Here is a 16,100-nt window from a genome sequence, read left to right as displayed (position 1 = left end):
GAGATGCTTTTCATAGGTCGGCGACCAGATAGAGATCTACATCCGGTGTCGTCCACCGTGACCCGGGACGCCCGCAAACGGCTCGACGATTCCCTCGGCCACCGACGTACTGCTGCACGAGCAGCAGAAAGGCCACCTCCTCGATCGGAAGTGGCCTTCGGCCTGCATGGGCGATACCGGGATCGACCCGGTGCCCCCTGTCTGCACGAACGGGTCAGCCGGTGGCCGCCGGTGCCGGGTGGGCGGTGTGAGCGAACGCGGCGACTTCGCCGATCACCGTGATGGCGGGTGGGCGCAGCCGGTGCGCGGCGGCGACCTCGGCGATCTCGTCCAGTCGGCCGGTGAGCACCCGCTGCGCCGGCGTGCCGCCGTTCTCGATGCTGGCCGCCGGGGTCGCCGGGTCCATGCCGTGGCCGATCAGCGCGGCGGTGACGTCGGGCAGGGTCTGCACCGCCATCAGCAGCACGATCGTGGTGTTGGCGCGGGCCACCCCGGCCCAGTCGACGGTGCTGCCCGGATCGCCCGGGGGCAGGTGGGCGGAGACGACGGTGAAGCCCTGCGTCAGTCCCCGGTGGGTGACCGGCACCCCGGCCAGCTCCGGTACGGAGATCGAGCTGGAGATGCCGGGCACCACCTCGACCGGGACGCCCGCCGCCTGGCAGGCCTGGACCTCCTCCATGCCCCGGCCGAAGACGAACGAGTCGCCGCCCTTGAGCCGGACCACCTGGTGGCCGGCGCGGGCCTCCTCGACGAGGATCTCGTTGATCCGCTCCTGCGGGACGAACGCGCCGCGGGGCACCTTGGACACGTCGATCACCCGCACGCCGGTCCGCAGTTCGCGCAGCAGCGCGTGCGGCACGAGCCGGTCGGCGACCACGACGTCGGCCTCGGCGAGGCGGTCGAGTCCGCGTCGGGTCATCAGGTCGGGGTCGCCGGGGCCGGCGCCGACCAGGGTCACCCGGCCGGTGGCCGGGGCGTCCGGGGTGGACGCGGGCACGTCCGACGTGGGCACCGGGACCACGGTGTCCTCCAAGGGGTGGCGCGGCACGGGGATCGACGTGCCGGTGCGGTGCCGGTGCGCGGCGGCGGCGAACCGGGCGGCCAACCGGGGGTGACCGGCCCAGTGCACGTGCAGGTAGGAGGCGTGCACACTGCCGTCGGAGCCGGTGACGAAGCCGTCCACCGCATGGCTGGTGGTGCCGTGGGCGACCGACGGGCGGGGCCGGAACCGCCAGGCGTGCGCCGGCTCGCCGACCGGGTCGACCCGGGTGCGGTGGAACTCGTGCCCGGTGACCAGGTCGTCGGCGTCGGTGAGCACGCCGGCGGTGACCGCGCGGGCCTCCCGGTAGCCGAGGACGAGCCGGTCGGTCATCCGGGCGGTGGCGTCGAGCACCCCGGTCATGGGCGCGCCGTCGAGTTCCCGGGCGAGGTAGAGCAGGCCGGCGCACTCGGCCACCACGGGCAGGCCGGCGGCGGCGCCGGCCGCCACCGCCGCGCGCATCGGCTGGTTGGCGGAGAGGTCGGCGGCGTACACCTCGGGGAAGCCGCCGCCCAGGTAGAGCCCGGCGCAGTCGGCGGGCAGCGCCTCGTCGCGCAGCGGGTCGACGGTCGCCAGGCGCAGGCCGGCGGCGGAGAGCAGTTCGTCGGTCTCGGCGTACCGGAAGGTGAACGCCGCGCCCGACGCGACCGCGACGGTCGCGTCGGCGGTGAACCCGCCGAGTTCGGCGACCGGGTCCCAGGCCGGGCCGGTCAGGGCGGGCGCGCGGCGGGCGACGGCGAGCACCGCGTCGAGGTCGACCCCGGCGGCGACGTGGGCGGCAAGCGCGTCCACGGTACGGCGGGCCGCGGCGGCCCGTTCGGCGACCGGCACCAGCCCGAGGTGTCGGCTGGGGGTGTCCAGGGCGGCGTCCCGGCGCAGCGCGCCGAGCACCGGCACGCCGGTGGAGACCAGCGCCTCGCGGATCTCCGCCTCGTGGGTGGCGGAGCCCACCTTGTTCAGGATCACCCCGGCGACGGTGAGCTGCGGGTCGAAGGTGGCGAAGCCGTGCACCAGCGCGGCGATGCTGCGGGACGTGCCGGAGACGTCGACGACCAGCAGCACCGGGGTGCGGGTGAGTCGGGCGACGTGGGCGGTGGAGGCGAAGCCGGCGCGGCCGACGGCCCCGTCGAGCAGGCCCATCACGCCCTCGATGACCGCGACGTCGGCGGGCGTGCCCACGGTCGCGCCGTGCAGCAGGAGCGGCACGATGCGCTGTTCGCCCTGGAGGAACGGGTCGAGGTTGCGGCCCCGGCGGCCGGTGGCGAGTTCGTGGTAGCTGGGGTCGATGTAGTCCGGGCCGACCTTGTGGCCGCTGACCGTCAGGCCACGCTGCCGCAGGGCCGCCATCAGGCCGGTGGCGACGGTGGTCTTGCCCTGTCCGGAAGCCGGGGCGGCGACCAGGATCCGGGGCGGCGCGGTCACCATTCGATCCCCCGCTGGCCCTTCTGACCCGAGTCCATCGGGTGCTTGATCTTGGTCATCTCGGTCACCAGGTCGGCGGCGGCGACCAGTCGCGGGTCCGCGTCGCGGCCGGTGATCACGACGTGCTGCCGGCCGGGACGCTCCGCGAGGGTGGCCACCACGTCGTCGACGTCGACCCAGCCCCACTTCATCGGGTAGGTGAACTCATCGAGCACGTACAGGTCGTGCTCGTCGGCGGCGATCCGGCGCTTGATCTCCGCCCAGCCCTCGGCGGCCTGGGCGGCGTGGTCGGCTTCGGTGCCCTGGGTGCGGCTCCAGCTCCAGCCGGCGCCCATCTTGTACCAGGACACCGGACCGCCCTGGCCGGTCTCCTCGTGCACCCGGCCGAGGGTGGTGAGGGCGTTCTCCTCCCCCACCGTCCACTTGGCGCTCTTGACGAACTGGAACACGGCGATCGACCAGCCCTGGTTCCAGCCGCGCAGGGCCAGCCCGAACGCGGCGGTCGACTTGCCCTTCATCGCACCGGTGTGGACGATCAGCAACGGCCGGTTGCGCCGCTGCCGGGTGGTGAGACCGTCGTCGGGGACGGCGACCGGTTGGCCCTGTGGCATCAGGCTGCCCCGCTTCCGTGTCGGGTGGCGGTGCGGGAGCGCACCGCCTGGGTGAGGGTGGGCGCGGCGACGTCGGACAGCGGCAGATGTTCACCGGCCAGGGTCGCGGCGAGTTCGGCGGCCAGCCGCATCCGGATGCGGCCCTGCTCGCAGTCGACCACCACGGCCGGTACGCCGTCGGCGGCGAGCAGCCGGGCGCTGCGCATGGCGCGCGACAGGGCCTCCGGGCCGGCGGTGGCCCGCCCGTCGGTGACCACGACGAGCAGCGGCCGGCGGCGCGGGTCCCGGATCGCCTCGACGCGCAGCACCTCGCGGGCGCGCAGCAGCCCCTCCGCCAGCGGGGTCCGCCCGCCGGTCGGCAGGGCCTCCAGGCGGGCCGCGGCCACGTCCACGCTGGACGTGGGGGGCAGGGTCAGTTCCGCGTCGGTCGCCCGGAAGGTGACCAGGCCCACCTTGTCGCGCCGCTGGTAGGCGTCGAGGAGGAGGGAGAGCACGGCGGCCTTGACCGCGCCGATGCGCTGCCGCGCCCCCATCGAGCCGGAGGCGTCCACGCAGAACAGGATCAGGTTGCTCTCCCGGCCCTGCCGGACCGGCAGGCGGACGTCCCCGGGCCGGACCAGGACGCCGGGGCCGCGCCGCCCCCGGGCCCGCTGGTGGGGCGCGGCAGCGCGCAGCGTCGCCACCAGGTGCGGGCGGCCGGAGGCGGGACCGTTGGGGCGTACCGTGCCGACGGTCCGGCCGACGGAGGTGACGGCGGCGGAGCGACGCCCGGCGGTGCCGGCTCCGGTGCCGGCCACGGTCAACAGCCGGGCCCGGTACGGGGCACCGGCCGGCGTCGGCGGCGTGTCGGCGGCCGGGCCGGAGCCGGACGGGGACGGCTCGCCGCCGGTGCGCTGGCCGTCCGGTGGGGTCTCGTCGCCGGTGGTGGAGTCGTCCGGGCCCGCTCCCCCGGGACCACCGGGATCCTCGGGGCCGTCCGGGTCGTCCGGTCCGCCCGGCCCGTCGGGGCCCTCCGGCGGTTCCGGGTCCTCCGGCGGTGGGGGCGGCTCGTCCAGGCCCGCCTCGTGCAGCGCGCGTTCGAGTTCGGCCTCGTCCTGCTGGGGCGGGTCGAACGGGTTACGACGGCGCCGGTGCGGCAGCGCCAATCGCGCCGCCACCCGCACGTCGCCCACCTGCACGTCGGTGCGTCCACACCAGGCGGCGTGCGCCATCGCGGTCCGGGCGATGACCAGGTCGGCGCGCATCCCGTCGACCTGGGCGGCGGCGCAGAGCGCGGCGATGCGCAGCACGGTGTCGTCGTCGAGTTCGACCTTCGGCAGCAGCGCCCGCGCCTCGGCGACCCGCTCGCCGAGGGCGGCGTCGGCGTCGGCGTACCGGGCGGCGAAGGCGTCCGGGTCGGCCTCGTACGCCAGCCGCCGCCGCATCACCTCGGCCCGCACCTGGGGGTCCCGGCTGGCCGCGACCTCGACGGTCAGGCCGAACCGGTCCAGCAGCTGCGGACGCAGCTCCCCCTCCTCGGGGTTCATCGTGCCGACCAGGACGAACCGGGCGGCGTGCGTCACCGACACGCCCTCCCGCTCCACCGTGGCGCGGCCCATCGCCGCCGCGTCGAGCAGCACGTCGACCAGGTGGTCGTGCAGCAGGTTGACCTCGTCGACGTAGAGCAGGCCCCGGTGCGCGCCGGCCAGCAGGCCCGGGTCGTAGGCGGTGACGCCCTCGCTGAGCGCGCGTTCCAGGTGCAGCGCGCCGAGGACCCGGTCCTCGCTGGCCCCCACCGGCAGCTCCACCAGCCGGGCGGGCCGCACCTGCGCGGCCACCGGCTCGGGGTGCGGGCCGTCCGGGCAGCGCGGGTCGGCCGCCGCCGGGTCGCAGGAGAACCGGCAGCCCGCCACCACCTCCACCGGGGGCAGCAGCGCGGTCAACGCCCGGACCGCGGTGGACTTGGCGGTGCCTTTCTCGCCCCGCACCAGCACCCCGCCGATCCCGGGCGAGACGGCGCAGAGACTGAGGGCCAACGCCATGTCGTCCATTCCGACGACGGCGGAGAACGGGTACGACCGCACGGTCAGCACCTTTCACCTCGCACGGGTCTCCTCGCCCGCGACCGGTCAACGACCGCGCCACCGCAAGGAGTCTCCGCCGGCGGCACGAGACGGCGAGGCGAGTGTCTGGCTCTCCGCCCGGCGACCCCGCCGGACGGATCACAGTGGCGGGACCGCCCCGGATTCGCCGACCCTCCGGGCCGACCCACCGGTGTTCCTCACCGTGCCGTCGCCGCAGATGATGTCACATCCACCCCCGCCACGACAGGTGCCGATCATCCTCGGCTACCGTTCGCCGCGTGAGCCTCTCGACAACCCTGGACCCGGTCACCGTGGTCGGCGTCGGCGCCGACGGCTGGACCGGCCTCGGCGCGGCCGGCCGGCGGGCGGTGACGGACGCCCAGGTCGTCGTCGGCGGCCGACGCCACCTCGACCTGCTCCCCGAGTCGGTCCGGGCCGAGCGGGTGCCCTGGCCGACGCCGCTGCTGCCCGCCCTGCCCGGCCTGCTCGCCGCCCACGCCGACCGGCGGATCTGCGTCCTGGCCAGCGGTGACCCGATGTGGTATGGCATCGGCACCCGCCTGGTGGGGCTGCTCGGACCGGACCGGGTGCGCACCGTGCCGCACCCGTCGGCGATCTCGCTGGCCTGTGCCCGGATGGGCTGGCCGGTGGAGCGGGTCACCGTGCACAGCGCCGTCGCGCGGGACCTGGACCGGGTCCGCCGTGACCTGGTCCCCGGCCGGCTGCTGCTGGTGCTCAGCAACGACGCGCACACCCCCGCCGCCCTGGCCCGGACGCTGACCGACGCCGGGTACGGCCCCAGCGAACTGACCGTCCTGGCCGCGCTCGGCGCGGACCGGGAGCAGCGCGTCGACGGCACGGCCGGCAAGTGGACGGCAGCCCCCGGCGACCCGCTCAACGTGGTCGCCGTCCGGGTGGTCGCCGCCGACGGCACGCGGCCCCTGTCGACGGTGCCGGGGCTGCCCGACGACGCGTTCGACCACGACGGGGCGTTGACCAAGCGGGAGGCCCGCGCGCTGGCCCTGTCCCGTCTCGCCCCCACCGGTGGTGAGCTGCTCTGGGACGTCGGCGCCGGCTGCGGCAGCATCGGCATCGAGTGGCTGCGGGCCGACCCGGCGTCGGCGGCGATCGCGGTGGAGGGGCGGCCGGAACGGGTCGCGCGGATCACCGCTAACGCCCGCACGCTCGGCGTGCCGCACCTGCGGGTGGTGCAGGGCCGGGCGCCGGAGGCGCTGGCCGACCTGCCCACCCCGGACGCGGTCTTCGTCGGTGGTGGACTCAGCGCGCCGGGGCTCTTCGACGTCGTGTGGGACGCGCTGCGCCCCGGCGGCCGGCTGGTCGCGCACGCGGTCACCCTGGAGGGTGAGCGGGAGCTCGGCGAACGGGCCGCCCGGCTCGGCGGCGACCTGACCCGTCTGGCGGTGGACCGGGCCGCGCCGCTGGGTGGGTTCACCGGCTGGAAACCGGCCCGGCCCCTGGTGCAGTGGGCGGTGGTACGGCCGTGACCGTGTACTTCATCGGCGCCGGACCGGGCGCCGCCGACCTGATCACCGTCCGGGGGCAGCGGATCCTGGCCCGCGCCCGGGTCTGCCTCTACGCGGGCAGCCTGGTCCCGGACGAGTTGCTCGCCGTCTGCCCGCCCGGGGCGCGGCTGGTCGACACCGCCGACCTGACCCTCGACGAGATCGTCGCGCAGATGACCTCGGCGCACGCCGCCGGGGAGGACGTCGCCCGCCTCTGCTCCGGTGACCCGGCCGTGTTCAGCGCCGTGGCCGAGCAGGTCCGCCGGCTCGACGCGGCCGGTGTGCCGTACGAGATCGTGCCCGGCGTGCCGTCGTACGCCGCCGCGGCGGCGTCGCTGGGCCGGGAGCTGACCGTGCCGACGGTCGGTCAGACGGTGATCCTCACCCGCACCCAGGCCCGGTCCACGCCGATGCCGCCCGGGGAGGACCTCGCCGAACTCGGCCGCAGCCGGGCCACCCTGGTGCTGCACCTGGCGGTCGCCCGGACCCGGGAGCTGGCCGCCCAGCTCGCCGTGCACTACGGCGCGGACTGCCCGGTCGCGGTGGTGGCCAACGCCAGCCGCCCGAACGAGGTGATCCTGCGCGGCACCCTGACCGACATCGCCGAGAAGGTCGAGCAGGCCGGGGTACGCCGGACCGCCGTGATCATCGTCGGTCGGGTGCTGGCCGCCGACGCGTTCCCGGACAGCTACCTCTACTCCCCGGACCGGGACCGGGCGGCGAAGCGTCGCCTGCCTGGGGCACACTGAGCGCCGTGCGGACAATCCTGATCATCGGTATCGGCGCGGGTGACCCGGGCCAGCTCACCCTGGCCGCGGCGGAGGCCCTGGGCCGGACGGATGTCTTCTTCGTCCTCGACAAGGGCGCGGAGAAGCACGACCTGATCGCCCTGCGGCAGGAGCTGATGCGTCGTTTCGCCCGGGACGACCACCGGGTGGTGGAGGTCCGCGACCCGGACCGGGACCGCACCGCCGAGGGGTACGTCCGGGCGGTGGACGACTGGCGGCGGGACCGGGCCGACCTGCTGGAGGCGGCGATGGCCGAGCACCTCGCCGACGGCGGCACCGGCGCGTTCCTGGTCTGGGGCGATCCGGCCCTCTACGACAGCACCCTCGCGGTGGTCGAGGAGATCGAGGCGCGGGGGAAGCTCGACGTCGACCACGTCGTCGTGCCGGGGGTGAGCAGCGTGTCCACGCTGGCCGCCCGGCACCGGATCGGGCTCAACCGGGTCGGTCGGCCGTTCCTGGTGACCACCGGCCGCCGGATCGCCGACGGGCTGCCGCCGGACGTGGACGACATCGTGGTGATGCTCGACGCCAACTGCACCTTTACCCGGCACGTCGGCGAGGACCTCGACATCTACTGGGGGGCGTACCTCGGCACGGCCGACGAGATCCTGGTCGCCGGACCGCTGGCCGAGGTGGCACCGGAGATCGTCGAGACCCGTCGGGCGGCCCGCGAGCGCAAGGGCTGGATCATGGACACCTACCTGCTGCGCCGCCGCGACCCGGTCACCGCCGGCTGACCGGGTCGCGCCCGGACCGCCGGGGAGCGCCCCGGCGGTCCGGCACGTGGCTCAGTCGGCCAGGCGGGTGGCCTCCCGGTCGCGCCACGCCGCCGCGAACTGGATCCGGCCACCGGTCTTCAGCAGCGACCCCTCGTAGATGCGGGCGCCGACGAACACCATCGCCACCGCGGTGACCGCGAGGATCGCCAACGACAGGAACGGCTCCCAGCCGGCCGCGTCGCCGGTGAACAGCCGCACCGGCATCGCGATCGGCGAGGACACCGGCAGGTACGACAGGATCGTCATGACGGTCGGGTTGTCCTGGAGGAACACCACCGCGAAGAACGGCAGCATCACCACCATCTGCATGGGCGTGGACGCGCCGCCGATGTCCTCCTGCCGGCTCACGAGCGCGCCGACGGCGGCCCACAACGCGGCCAGCATCACGAACCCGACCACGAAGAACGGCAGGAACCAGCCGATCGCCGGGCCGAGCAGCGACAGCACGTCGCCCGGCGCGCCGGCGATCGACGCCCCGACGTACGCGACGAGGGCGATCAGCGCGATCTGCCCGAAGGCGAGGAGGGTCCCGCCGGCCACCTTGCCGGCCAGCAACGCCCGGACCGGCACCGCCGCGACCAGGATCTCCACGATCCGGGTCTGCTTCTCCTCGGTGACGCTCTGCGCGATCTGCAACCCGAACGTCAGCGAGGTGATGAAGAAGACGAACGCGAACGCGTACGGGATGAGGAAGGCGAGCGCCGGGTCGACCGCGTTCGGGTCGAGCAGTTCGACGGCCGGGCGGACGCTGAGCGCGTCGACCACCTCCGACGGCTCGTCGTCCATGGCCAGCACCCGGGGGCCGGCGACCACCGCCGCGTCCACGTCGCCGTCACGCACCAGCCGCTCGGCCTCCGCGTCGTCGCCGACCGTACGGACGTCGAGTCCCGCGTCGGACAGGGCCGTGGCGGTCGCGCCCTGGACCACGGCCACCGACGACGGACCGCCGCCCAACATGCCCGGCAGGACCGTCGCGGCCACCGCGATCAGCAGGAAGACGACGGTGCTCCAGATGAACGTCTTGTCCCGCAGCTTGACCCGGATCTCCCGGGCCGCGACGATGCGGACGGCGTCGAACGTGGTCATCGCGTGACCTCCCGGAAGATCTCGGCCAGGGACGGGGTGAGGGGACGGAACGCGCGCACCGGTCCCCGGTCGAGCGCCGCGCGCAGCACCGACTGGTCGTCGACGCCGTCGGCCAGGTCGAAGACGGCGTGCGCGCCGTCCAGGTCGACCACGGTCACCCCCGGCTGGTCGCGCAGCCAGCCGGCGTCGCCGTCGACCCGGATCTCGTACCGGGGCAGGGCGTACGTCTGGCGCAGGCGCTCGCGTCCACCGGCGGCCCGCACCACGCCGTCGGCGATGATGACCAGGTCGTCGCAGAGCCGCTCGACCAGTTCCAGCTGGTGGCTGGAGAACAGCACCGCGACGCCGCGCTCGGTGTACTCGCGCAGCACCGTCAGCACCGTGTCGACGGCCAGCGGGTCGAGACCGGAGAACGGCTCGTCCAGCACCAGCAGGTCCGGCTCGTGCACCAGGGCGGCGGCGATCTGCGCCCGCTGCTGGTTGCCCAGCGACAGCTTCTCCAGCGTGTCGTCGGCCCGTTCGCCGAGACCGAGGCGGGTGAGCAGGGCGTCGACGTTGCTTGCGACCGCGTCCGCGCCGAGGCCGTGCAGCCGGCCCAGGTAGACCAACTGCTCGCGGACGGACATCTTCGGGTAGAGCCCGCGTTCCTCCGGCATGTAGCCGAAGCGGCGCCGGACGTCGCGGGTCAGTGGCGCGCCGCCCCAGGTCACCGTGCCGGAGTCGGCGGCGAGTGCGCCCAGGATGATGCGCATCGTGGTGGTCTTCCCCGCGCCGTTGGCGCCCACGAACCCGGTCAGGCGGCCCGGTGCCACGTCGAAGGTGACGTCCCGCAGCACCCGCCGGTCGCCGAAGTCGCGGTTCACCGCCTCGAGATGCAGAAGCGAAGTCATATCCACGACGGTAGGCAGGATCGCCCCCGGCAGCCTCCGTCGCACGATCGACCGTCGGGGTCCGTCGCGCGACGGATGATCAGGCTCCGGGGGTGACGACCCCGTGTTCGTACGCGTACACGACCGCCTGCGTCCGGTCACGCAGCCCGAGTTTGGCCAGCACCCGACTGACGTGGGTCTTCACGGTCGCCTCGCCGAGGAACAGGGCGGTCGCGATCTCCGCGTTGGTGGCCCCGCCGGCCAGCAGCACCAGCACCTCGTGCTCGCGCGGGGTCAGCTCGGACAGGCGGGCGCCGTCGGCCCGGCCGCCGGTCGGCGCGCCCGGCCGGGCGAACGTGGCGATGACCCGGCGGGTGATCTCGGGCGCGAGCAGCGCGTCGCCCCGGGCCACCACGCGCACCGCGTCGATCAGCGCCTCCGGCGTGCCGTTCTTGAGCAGGAAGCCGCTGGCGCCGGCCTGGAGGGCGGCGAACAGGTAGTCGTCCCGGTCGAACGTGGTGAGGATCAGCACGGCGGGTCCGGTGTCGGCCGCGACGATCCGCCGGGTCGCTTCCAGCCCGTCCGTGCCGGGCATCTCGACGTCCATCAGCACCACGTCGGGCCGCTGGCGGGCGGCCAGGTCGACCGCCTGCCGACCGTCGGAGGCCTCACCGACCACCTCGATGTCGTCCTCCGCCTCCAGGATGACCCGGAACCCGGTCCGCACCAGGTGGTGGTCGTCGGCGAGCAGCACCCGGATCGCGCTCACGCCGGCACCCGCACCAGGGGGAACCGGGCCCGGACGCGGAACCCGCCGCCGGGCCGCGAGTCGGCCGTCAGCGCGCCGTCGTGGGCGGTGACCCGCTCCCGCATGCCGATGAGGCCGAGCCCGACGCCGGCGGTGGCCCCCGGCGGCGCGCCGCGCCCGTTGTCGGCCACGTCGATCTCCAGTTCGGTGGCGTGGTAGCGGATCCGCACGTCGACCTCCGTGGCGCTCGCGTGCTTCAGCGTGTTGGTGATGGCCTCCTGGACGATCCGGTACGCCGCCTGCGAGAGGGACTCCGGGAGTGGCACCGGCTGACCGTACACGCCGAACCGGGCGTCGAGACCGGCGTCCCGGGCGTTGGTCACGAGTTCCTCGATCCGGTCGATCCCCACACCGCCCGGCCGCTCGTCCGAGCCGCTGGCGCGCAGCAGGTTGAGCATCCGGCGCAGCTCGTCGACGGCCGTCCGGGCGCTCTGCTCGACCGCTGCCAGCGCGGTGCGCGCCTTGTCCGGGTCCTTGTCCATCACCCGCCGGGTCGCCGAGGCCTGCACACCCATCACCGACACGTGGTGCGCCACCACGTCGTGCAGCTCACGCGCGATGCGTACCCGCTCCCCCATGACCGCGACCTGGGCGGCGTCGGCCTGCGACCGGCGGAGCTGGTCGGCCTGCACCTCCAGCTGGTGCTGCCGGCGGGCCGACGTCCACGCGGTGTCGCCGAAGAGGTACGCGAAGCCGAAGAAGAACACGTTGATCAGCACGCTGTTGACCAGGACCGCGAGCAGCGGCTCCAGTGGGCCGTTCGCGTCGGAGAACGCGTCCGGTGGGATGTCGGCCACGGTCAGCGCGACGGAGAGGGCGAGCCAGCCGAACATCGCGGCGATGATGCCGATCCGCACCCGGCGGGCCCACCCGCGGTCGGCGCTCCAGGCGCCGACCGTGTACACGGCCGCGTAGAGCGCTCCGTTGGAGACCTGCTGCTCGGGCGACTGGCGGAACTGGGCCGCGATGAACGCCACGGAGATCACGATCGCGACGGCGACCGGCCAGCGCCGGCGCACGACCAGCGGCACCGTGCAGGCCAGCGTCCAGAACACCTGCTCCGGCCAGGCGGGCGGCGGGCCGAGGACGAACTGGCCGGCGCTGTTGGCCAGGGTGAGGTTGAGCAGCGCGACCGCCGCCACGGCCACGCCGACCAGGACGTCGGTGCGCCGTTGCTCGGGCGACGGACCGGGCCGCCGCCAGGGCGTGGGATGCACTGTCATGCCGCGACGATGGCACATCGCGCCGGCCGACGGCGAACGGCCGCGGTCCGCCGGACACGGTGCGGCGACGGCCCCACGTTCGGGGGCCGGGGCGTTCCCGCCCGGCCCCGGTCGGCAGGTCGGGTCGGTGTTCCTGGCGCGGCGTGTTCCGCCTCACGTTCGGGGGCGCAGCCTGCGGGTCTTCCCAGGTCACCGAGTACCCTACTTGTCAGGTAGGGAAGATCGCCTATTCGCTCCGGGCTCCCCGGGCGACCCGATCCCCACCGGTCCGGCGACCCCGGCAGCACCCCTGACCCCGTTGGATTGACGAGGAACACCACCGTGATTCGCATCGAAGGTCTGCGGAAGACCTTCCCCACCCGGGGCGGCCCGGTCACCGCCGTGGACGGCGTCGACCTCACCGTCGCCGAGGGCCAGGTGTTCGGCGTCGTCGGCCGCAGCGGCGCGGGCAAGAGTACCCTGCTGCGCTGCGTCAACCTGCTGGAACGCCCCGACGAGGGCCGGGTGACCGTCGCCGGGGTGGAACTGACCGGGCTGCCGGAGCGCCACCTCCGGCGCGCCCGGCAGGACATCGGCATGATCCACCAGCACTTCGCCCTGCTGCACTCCCGTACGGCCGCCGGCAACGTGAGCTTCGCGCTGGAGGTGATGGGCGTGCCCCGCCGGAAGCGGGCCGCCCGCGTCGAGGAGCTGCTCGACCTGGTCGATCTCACCGACCGCGCGGACGCGTACCCCGCCCAGCTCTCCGGCGGGCAGAAGCAACGGGTCGGTATCGCCCGGGCCCTCGCCAGCCGCCCCCGACTGCTCCTGTCGGACGAGGCGACCTCGGCGCTCGACCCGGACACCACCGGAGCCATCCTCACCCTCCTGCGCGACCTCACCAGGCGGCTCGGCCTGACCATCCTGCTGATCACCCACGAGATGGACGTGGTCAAACGGCTCTGCGACGCGGTGGCGGTCATGCGGGACGGCCGGTTCGTCGAGTCCGGGCCGGTGGCCGACCTGGTCAACCGTCCCGACTCGCAGCTCGCCCGGGACCTCTTCCCGCTGGGCCCGGTGCCGACCATGCCCGACCACGTCCTCGTCGACGTGACGCTGACCGGGCGGGCCGGCGACGACGTCGTCGCCACCCTCGCCCGCCGGCACGACCTGGACGTCCGGATCGTGGCCGGCGCCGTCGAGCAGCTCGCCGCCACCCGGGCGGGCCGGCTGCGCCTCGCGCTCCCCGAGGCCGCGCCCGGACTGGCCGGCGCGCTGCACGACCTGCGCGGGGCCGGACTGACCGTGGAGGCCGCCCGATGATCGCCCCGGACCTGGTGGACCTGCTCCGGCAGGGCCTCACCGAGACCGCCTACATGGTCGGCGTCGCCACCCTGCTCTCCGGGATCGGCGGGCTGCTGGTCGGTGTCCTGCTGGTCCTCACCGACCGGGGCAACCTGCTGGCGGCCCCGGCGGTGAACGCCCTGCTCGGCCTCGTCGTCAACGTCGGCCGGTCCCTGCCCTTCATCATCCTGCTGGTGGCGATCATCCCGTTCACCCGGGCCGTCACCGGCACCACCATCGGCACCACCGCCGCCATCGTCCCGCTGACCGTCAGCGCCATCCCGTTCTACGCCCGGATCGTCGAGACCTCGATCCGGGAGGTGGGCCACGACGTGGTGAACGCGGCCCGGGCGATGGGCGCCTCCCGCTGGCAGATCATCGTCAAGGTCCTGCTCCGCGAGGCCAGGCCCGGCCTGGTGGCCGGGCTGACCATCACGGTCGTCGCGCTCGTCGGGTACTCCGCGATGGCGGGCGTGGTCGGCGGCGGGGGCCTCGGCGACCTCGCCCTGCGCTACGGCTACCAGCGGTTCGAGGACGACGTGATGATCGGCACCGTCGTGCTGCTGATCGTGCTCGTGCAGGCCGTCCAGATGCTCGGTGACCGGCTCGCCCGGCACCTGTCCCACCGATAGTCACCCACGTCGACCGCCCTGGACGACAGGGAGAAAGGCACCACCGTGCGACGCAGACTGCCCTCGCTGATCATCGCCACCCTCGTCCTGGCCCTCACCGCCTGCGGCTCCGGCACGGACGACACCGGCACCTCGACACCCACCGACGCCGCGCTCAAGGTCGGCGTCAGCCCGGTGCCGCACGGCGAGATCCTCACCTACGTCAAGGACAACCTGGCGGAGAAGGCCGGGCTGGAACTGGAGATCGTGGAGTTCACCGACTACGTGCAGCCGAACCGGGCGCTCGCCGACGGGCAACTCGACGCGAACTACTTCCAGCACGTCCCGTACCTGGACGAGGAGAAGGCCGCCAAGGGTTACCGCTTCACCGCCCTCAAGCCGGTGCACATCGAGCCGCTCGGGGTGTACTCGAAGAAGGTCGACAGCCTCACCGACCTGCCGGCCAAGGGCGTGGTCGCCCTCCCGAACGACCCGTCCAACTCGGGCCGGGCGCTCAACCTGCTCGCGGAGAACGGTGTGATCACACTCCGGGAGGGCGCCGGGGTGAAGGCCACCACCCGCGACATCGTCGACAACCCGAAGCAGTTGGAGTTCCGGGAGCTGGAGGCGGCGCAGCTGCCCCGCAGCCTCGACGACACCGCCGCAGCGGTGATCAACGGCAACTACGCCATCGACGCCGGCCTCACCCCGGCCACCGACGCGCTCGCACTGGAGAAGGGGGACGGCAACCCGTACGCGAACCTGCTGGTGGTCCGCGACGGCGGCGACAGCGACCCCCGGGTACGGAAGCTGGAGGAGCTGTTGCACTCCGCCGAGGTGAAGACGTTCATCGGCGAGCGCTACAAGGGCTCGGTGGCGACCGCCTTCTGAGCGCCCCACGCGCGGCCCACCGGGTGACGGCCCGGTGGGCCGCGCCGGCCCGATAGCGTCTGGGCGGTGCGCACCCCTTCCAAATCGACCGACCTGACCTCCGGCGAACGGGCGATCGACGCCCGCGTCCGCGCGGTCCTGGCCCGGCTGCCCCGGCGCGGGCCGCTCGCCTGGCTGACCGAGTTCCTGGCCTTCGGACTCAAGCAGGCCTGGGCGTGCGTGTTCGGCGGGGCGATGCTCGCGGTCATCATGGCGGCGCACCTGTGGTATCCGGAGGACGCGGCGCTCGCCCGCAACGACGCGTTGACCGTCGCCGCGGTCGCCATCCAGGTCGTGATGGTGGCCGGACGCCTGGAGACCCTGCGCGAGCTGCGGGTCGTGCTCCTGTTCCACCTCGTGGGCACCGCCATGGAGCTGTTCAAGACCGACGTCGGCTCGTGGTCCTACGCGCCCGACGGCGTCCTGCGGGTCGGCGCGGTGCCCCTCTTCACCGGTTTCATGTACGCCGCGGTGGGCTCCTACATGGTCCGGGTCCACCGGCTGTTCGACCTGCGTTTCGTCCGCTACCCGAAGCGGTGGGCGACGGCCGTCCTGGCCGTCGCCATCTACGTCAACTTCTTCACCAACCACTACGTCTGGGACGCCCGCTGGGTCCTCGTCGCACTCGTCGTGCTGGTGTTCGGGCGTTGTGTCATGCAGTTCCGCGTCTTCCGGCTCCGGTGGCGCATGCCGCTCCTGCTGGCCTTCCTCCTCGTCGCGTTCTTCATCTGGCTCGCGGAGAACATCGCCACCTGGTCGAACGCCTGGCTCTACCCCGGCCAGTTGGACGGTTGGCAACCCGTCTCCCCGGCGAAGCTCGCCTCCTGGTTCCTCCTCATGATCATCTCGGTCGTGCTGGTCACCTGGATCTCCCCGCCGGAGCCCCCCGACGAGGACCCGAGCCCGCGCCTCGCCGACGACGACCGGAGCCCGCGACCGCCGGACGACGTCACCGCCGTCGACCGGCGGGACGTCATCCCGGCCGCCCCGGTCCGCACCGACTGACGGACCCGGGGCTCCGGCGG

14 protein-coding genes and 1 pseudogene are annotated in these 16,100 nt (G+C 74.1%); 7 read left to right on the top strand and 8 right to left on the bottom strand.

What is annotated here, in order from left to right:
- Window positions 1-214: 214 nt before the first annotated feature.
- The 4 genes and pseudogenes from cobA to GA0070618_RS25285 form a co-directional block, all read right to left on the bottom strand.
- Window positions 215-958, bottom strand: a complete 744-nt coding sequence (gene cobA, locus GA0070618_RS34890) for a uroporphyrinogen-III C-methyltransferase (protein WP_269148509.1) — start codon at window positions 956-958, stop codon at window positions 215-217.
- A 114-nt stretch (window positions 959-1,072) separates the two neighbouring features.
- Window positions 1,073-2,464, bottom strand: a pseudogene (locus tag GA0070618_RS34885) (cobyrinate a,c-diamide synthase); the annotation flags it as partial.
- Complete coding sequence (gene cobO / locus GA0070618_RS25290) at window positions 2,458-3,072, bottom strand: cob(I)yrinic acid a,c-diamide adenosyltransferase (protein ID WP_088983851.1); 615 nt, start codon at window positions 3,070-3,072, stop codon at window positions 2,458-2,460. The gene cobO and the pseudogene GA0070618_RS34885, both read right to left, overlap by 7 nt.
- Entirely contained in the window at window positions 3,072-5,102 is a 2,031-nt protein-coding gene (locus tag GA0070618_RS25285; protein ID WP_088985827.1) for a magnesium chelatase subunit D family protein, read from the bottom strand. The genes cobO and GA0070618_RS25285 overlap by 1 nt, the downstream gene beginning before the upstream one ends.
- Window positions 5,103-5,413: 311 nt before the next feature.
- Here GA0070618_RS25285 and cbiE point away from each other — a divergent pair, with 311 nt between their 5' ends.
- The 3 genes from cbiE to cobF are packed head-to-tail and all read left to right on the top strand — an operon-like array spanning window position 5,414 to window position 8,183.
- Window positions 5,414-6,640: a precorrin-6y C5,15-methyltransferase (decarboxylating) subunit CbiE gene (cbiE, locus tag GA0070618_RS25280; protein ID WP_088983850.1), complete on the top strand. Its 1,227-nt coding sequence runs from the start codon at window positions 5,414-5,416 to the stop codon at window positions 6,638-6,640.
- Window positions 6,637-7,407, top strand: coding sequence for a precorrin-4 C(11)-methyltransferase (gene cobM / locus GA0070618_RS25275; protein ID WP_088985826.1), 771 nt, complete (start codon window positions 6,637-6,639; stop codon window positions 7,405-7,407). The genes cbiE and cobM overlap by 4 nt, the downstream gene beginning before the upstream one ends.
- A gap of 5 nt (window positions 7,408-7,412) precedes the next feature.
- Entirely contained in the window at window positions 7,413-8,183 is a 771-nt protein-coding gene (gene cobF / locus GA0070618_RS25270) for a precorrin-6A synthase (deacetylating) (RefSeq protein ID WP_088983849.1), read from the top strand.
- A gap of 51 nt (window positions 8,184-8,234) precedes the next feature.
- On the opposite strand, the gene GA0070618_RS25265 is transcribed toward cobF, so the two are convergent.
- The 4 genes from GA0070618_RS25265 to GA0070618_RS25250 all read right to left on the bottom strand — a co-directional run bounded on the left by GA0070618_RS25265 (window position 8,235) and on the right by GA0070618_RS25250 (window position 12,211).
- Window positions 8,235-9,311, bottom strand: a complete 1,077-nt coding sequence (locus GA0070618_RS25265; RefSeq protein WP_088983848.1) for an ABC transporter permease — start codon at window positions 9,309-9,311, stop codon at window positions 8,235-8,237.
- Window positions 9,308-10,201: an ABC transporter ATP-binding protein gene (locus tag GA0070618_RS25260; RefSeq protein ID WP_088983847.1), complete on the bottom strand. Its 894-nt coding sequence runs from the start codon at window positions 10,199-10,201 to the stop codon at window positions 9,308-9,310. The genes GA0070618_RS25265 and GA0070618_RS25260 overlap by 4 nt, the downstream gene beginning before the upstream one ends.
- A gap of 79 nt (window positions 10,202-10,280) precedes the next feature.
- On the bottom strand, window positions 10,281-10,949 hold the full coding sequence (locus GA0070618_RS25255) for a response regulator (RefSeq protein ID WP_088983846.1): 669 nt from the start codon (window positions 10,947-10,949) through the stop codon (window positions 10,281-10,283).
- Window positions 10,946-12,211, bottom strand: a complete 1,266-nt coding sequence (locus GA0070618_RS25250; protein WP_088983845.1) for a sensor histidine kinase — start codon at window positions 12,209-12,211, stop codon at window positions 10,946-10,948. The genes GA0070618_RS25255 and GA0070618_RS25250 overlap by 4 nt, the downstream gene beginning before the upstream one ends.
- Before the next feature lie 321 nt (window positions 12,212-12,532).
- Between GA0070618_RS25250 and GA0070618_RS25245 the strand changes: the two genes are divergently transcribed.
- From GA0070618_RS25245 to GA0070618_RS25230, 4 genes are all read left to right on the top strand, one after another.
- Window positions 12,533-13,513 (top strand): methionine ABC transporter ATP-binding protein, encoded by a 981-nt coding sequence (locus tag GA0070618_RS25245; RefSeq protein ID WP_088983844.1) that lies wholly within the window; start codon window positions 12,533-12,535, stop codon window positions 13,511-13,513.
- Window positions 13,510-14,166, top strand: a complete 657-nt coding sequence (locus tag GA0070618_RS25240; RefSeq protein ID WP_088983843.1) for a methionine ABC transporter permease — start codon at window positions 13,510-13,512, stop codon at window positions 14,164-14,166. Before GA0070618_RS25245 ends, GA0070618_RS25240 begins: the two co-directional genes overlap by 4 nt.
- Window positions 14,167-14,211: 45 nt before the next feature.
- Complete coding sequence (locus GA0070618_RS25235; RefSeq protein WP_088983842.1) at window positions 14,212-15,036, top strand: MetQ/NlpA family ABC transporter substrate-binding protein; 825 nt, start codon at window positions 14,212-14,214, stop codon at window positions 15,034-15,036.
- 66 nt (window positions 15,037-15,102) lie between these two features.
- Window positions 15,103-16,080: a DUF817 domain-containing protein gene (locus tag GA0070618_RS25230; protein WP_088983841.1), complete on the top strand. Its 978-nt coding sequence runs from the start codon at window positions 15,103-15,105 to the stop codon at window positions 16,078-16,080.
- The last annotated feature ends 20 nt before the right edge of the window (window positions 16,081-16,100 follow it).

Source organism: Micromonospora echinospora, assembly GCF_900091495.1.
In the GTDB taxonomy this organism is placed as follows: domain Bacteria; phylum Actinomycetota; class Actinomycetes; order Mycobacteriales; family Micromonosporaceae; genus Micromonospora; species Micromonospora echinospora.
This window is presented reverse-complemented; position numbering and strand designations above follow the sequence as displayed.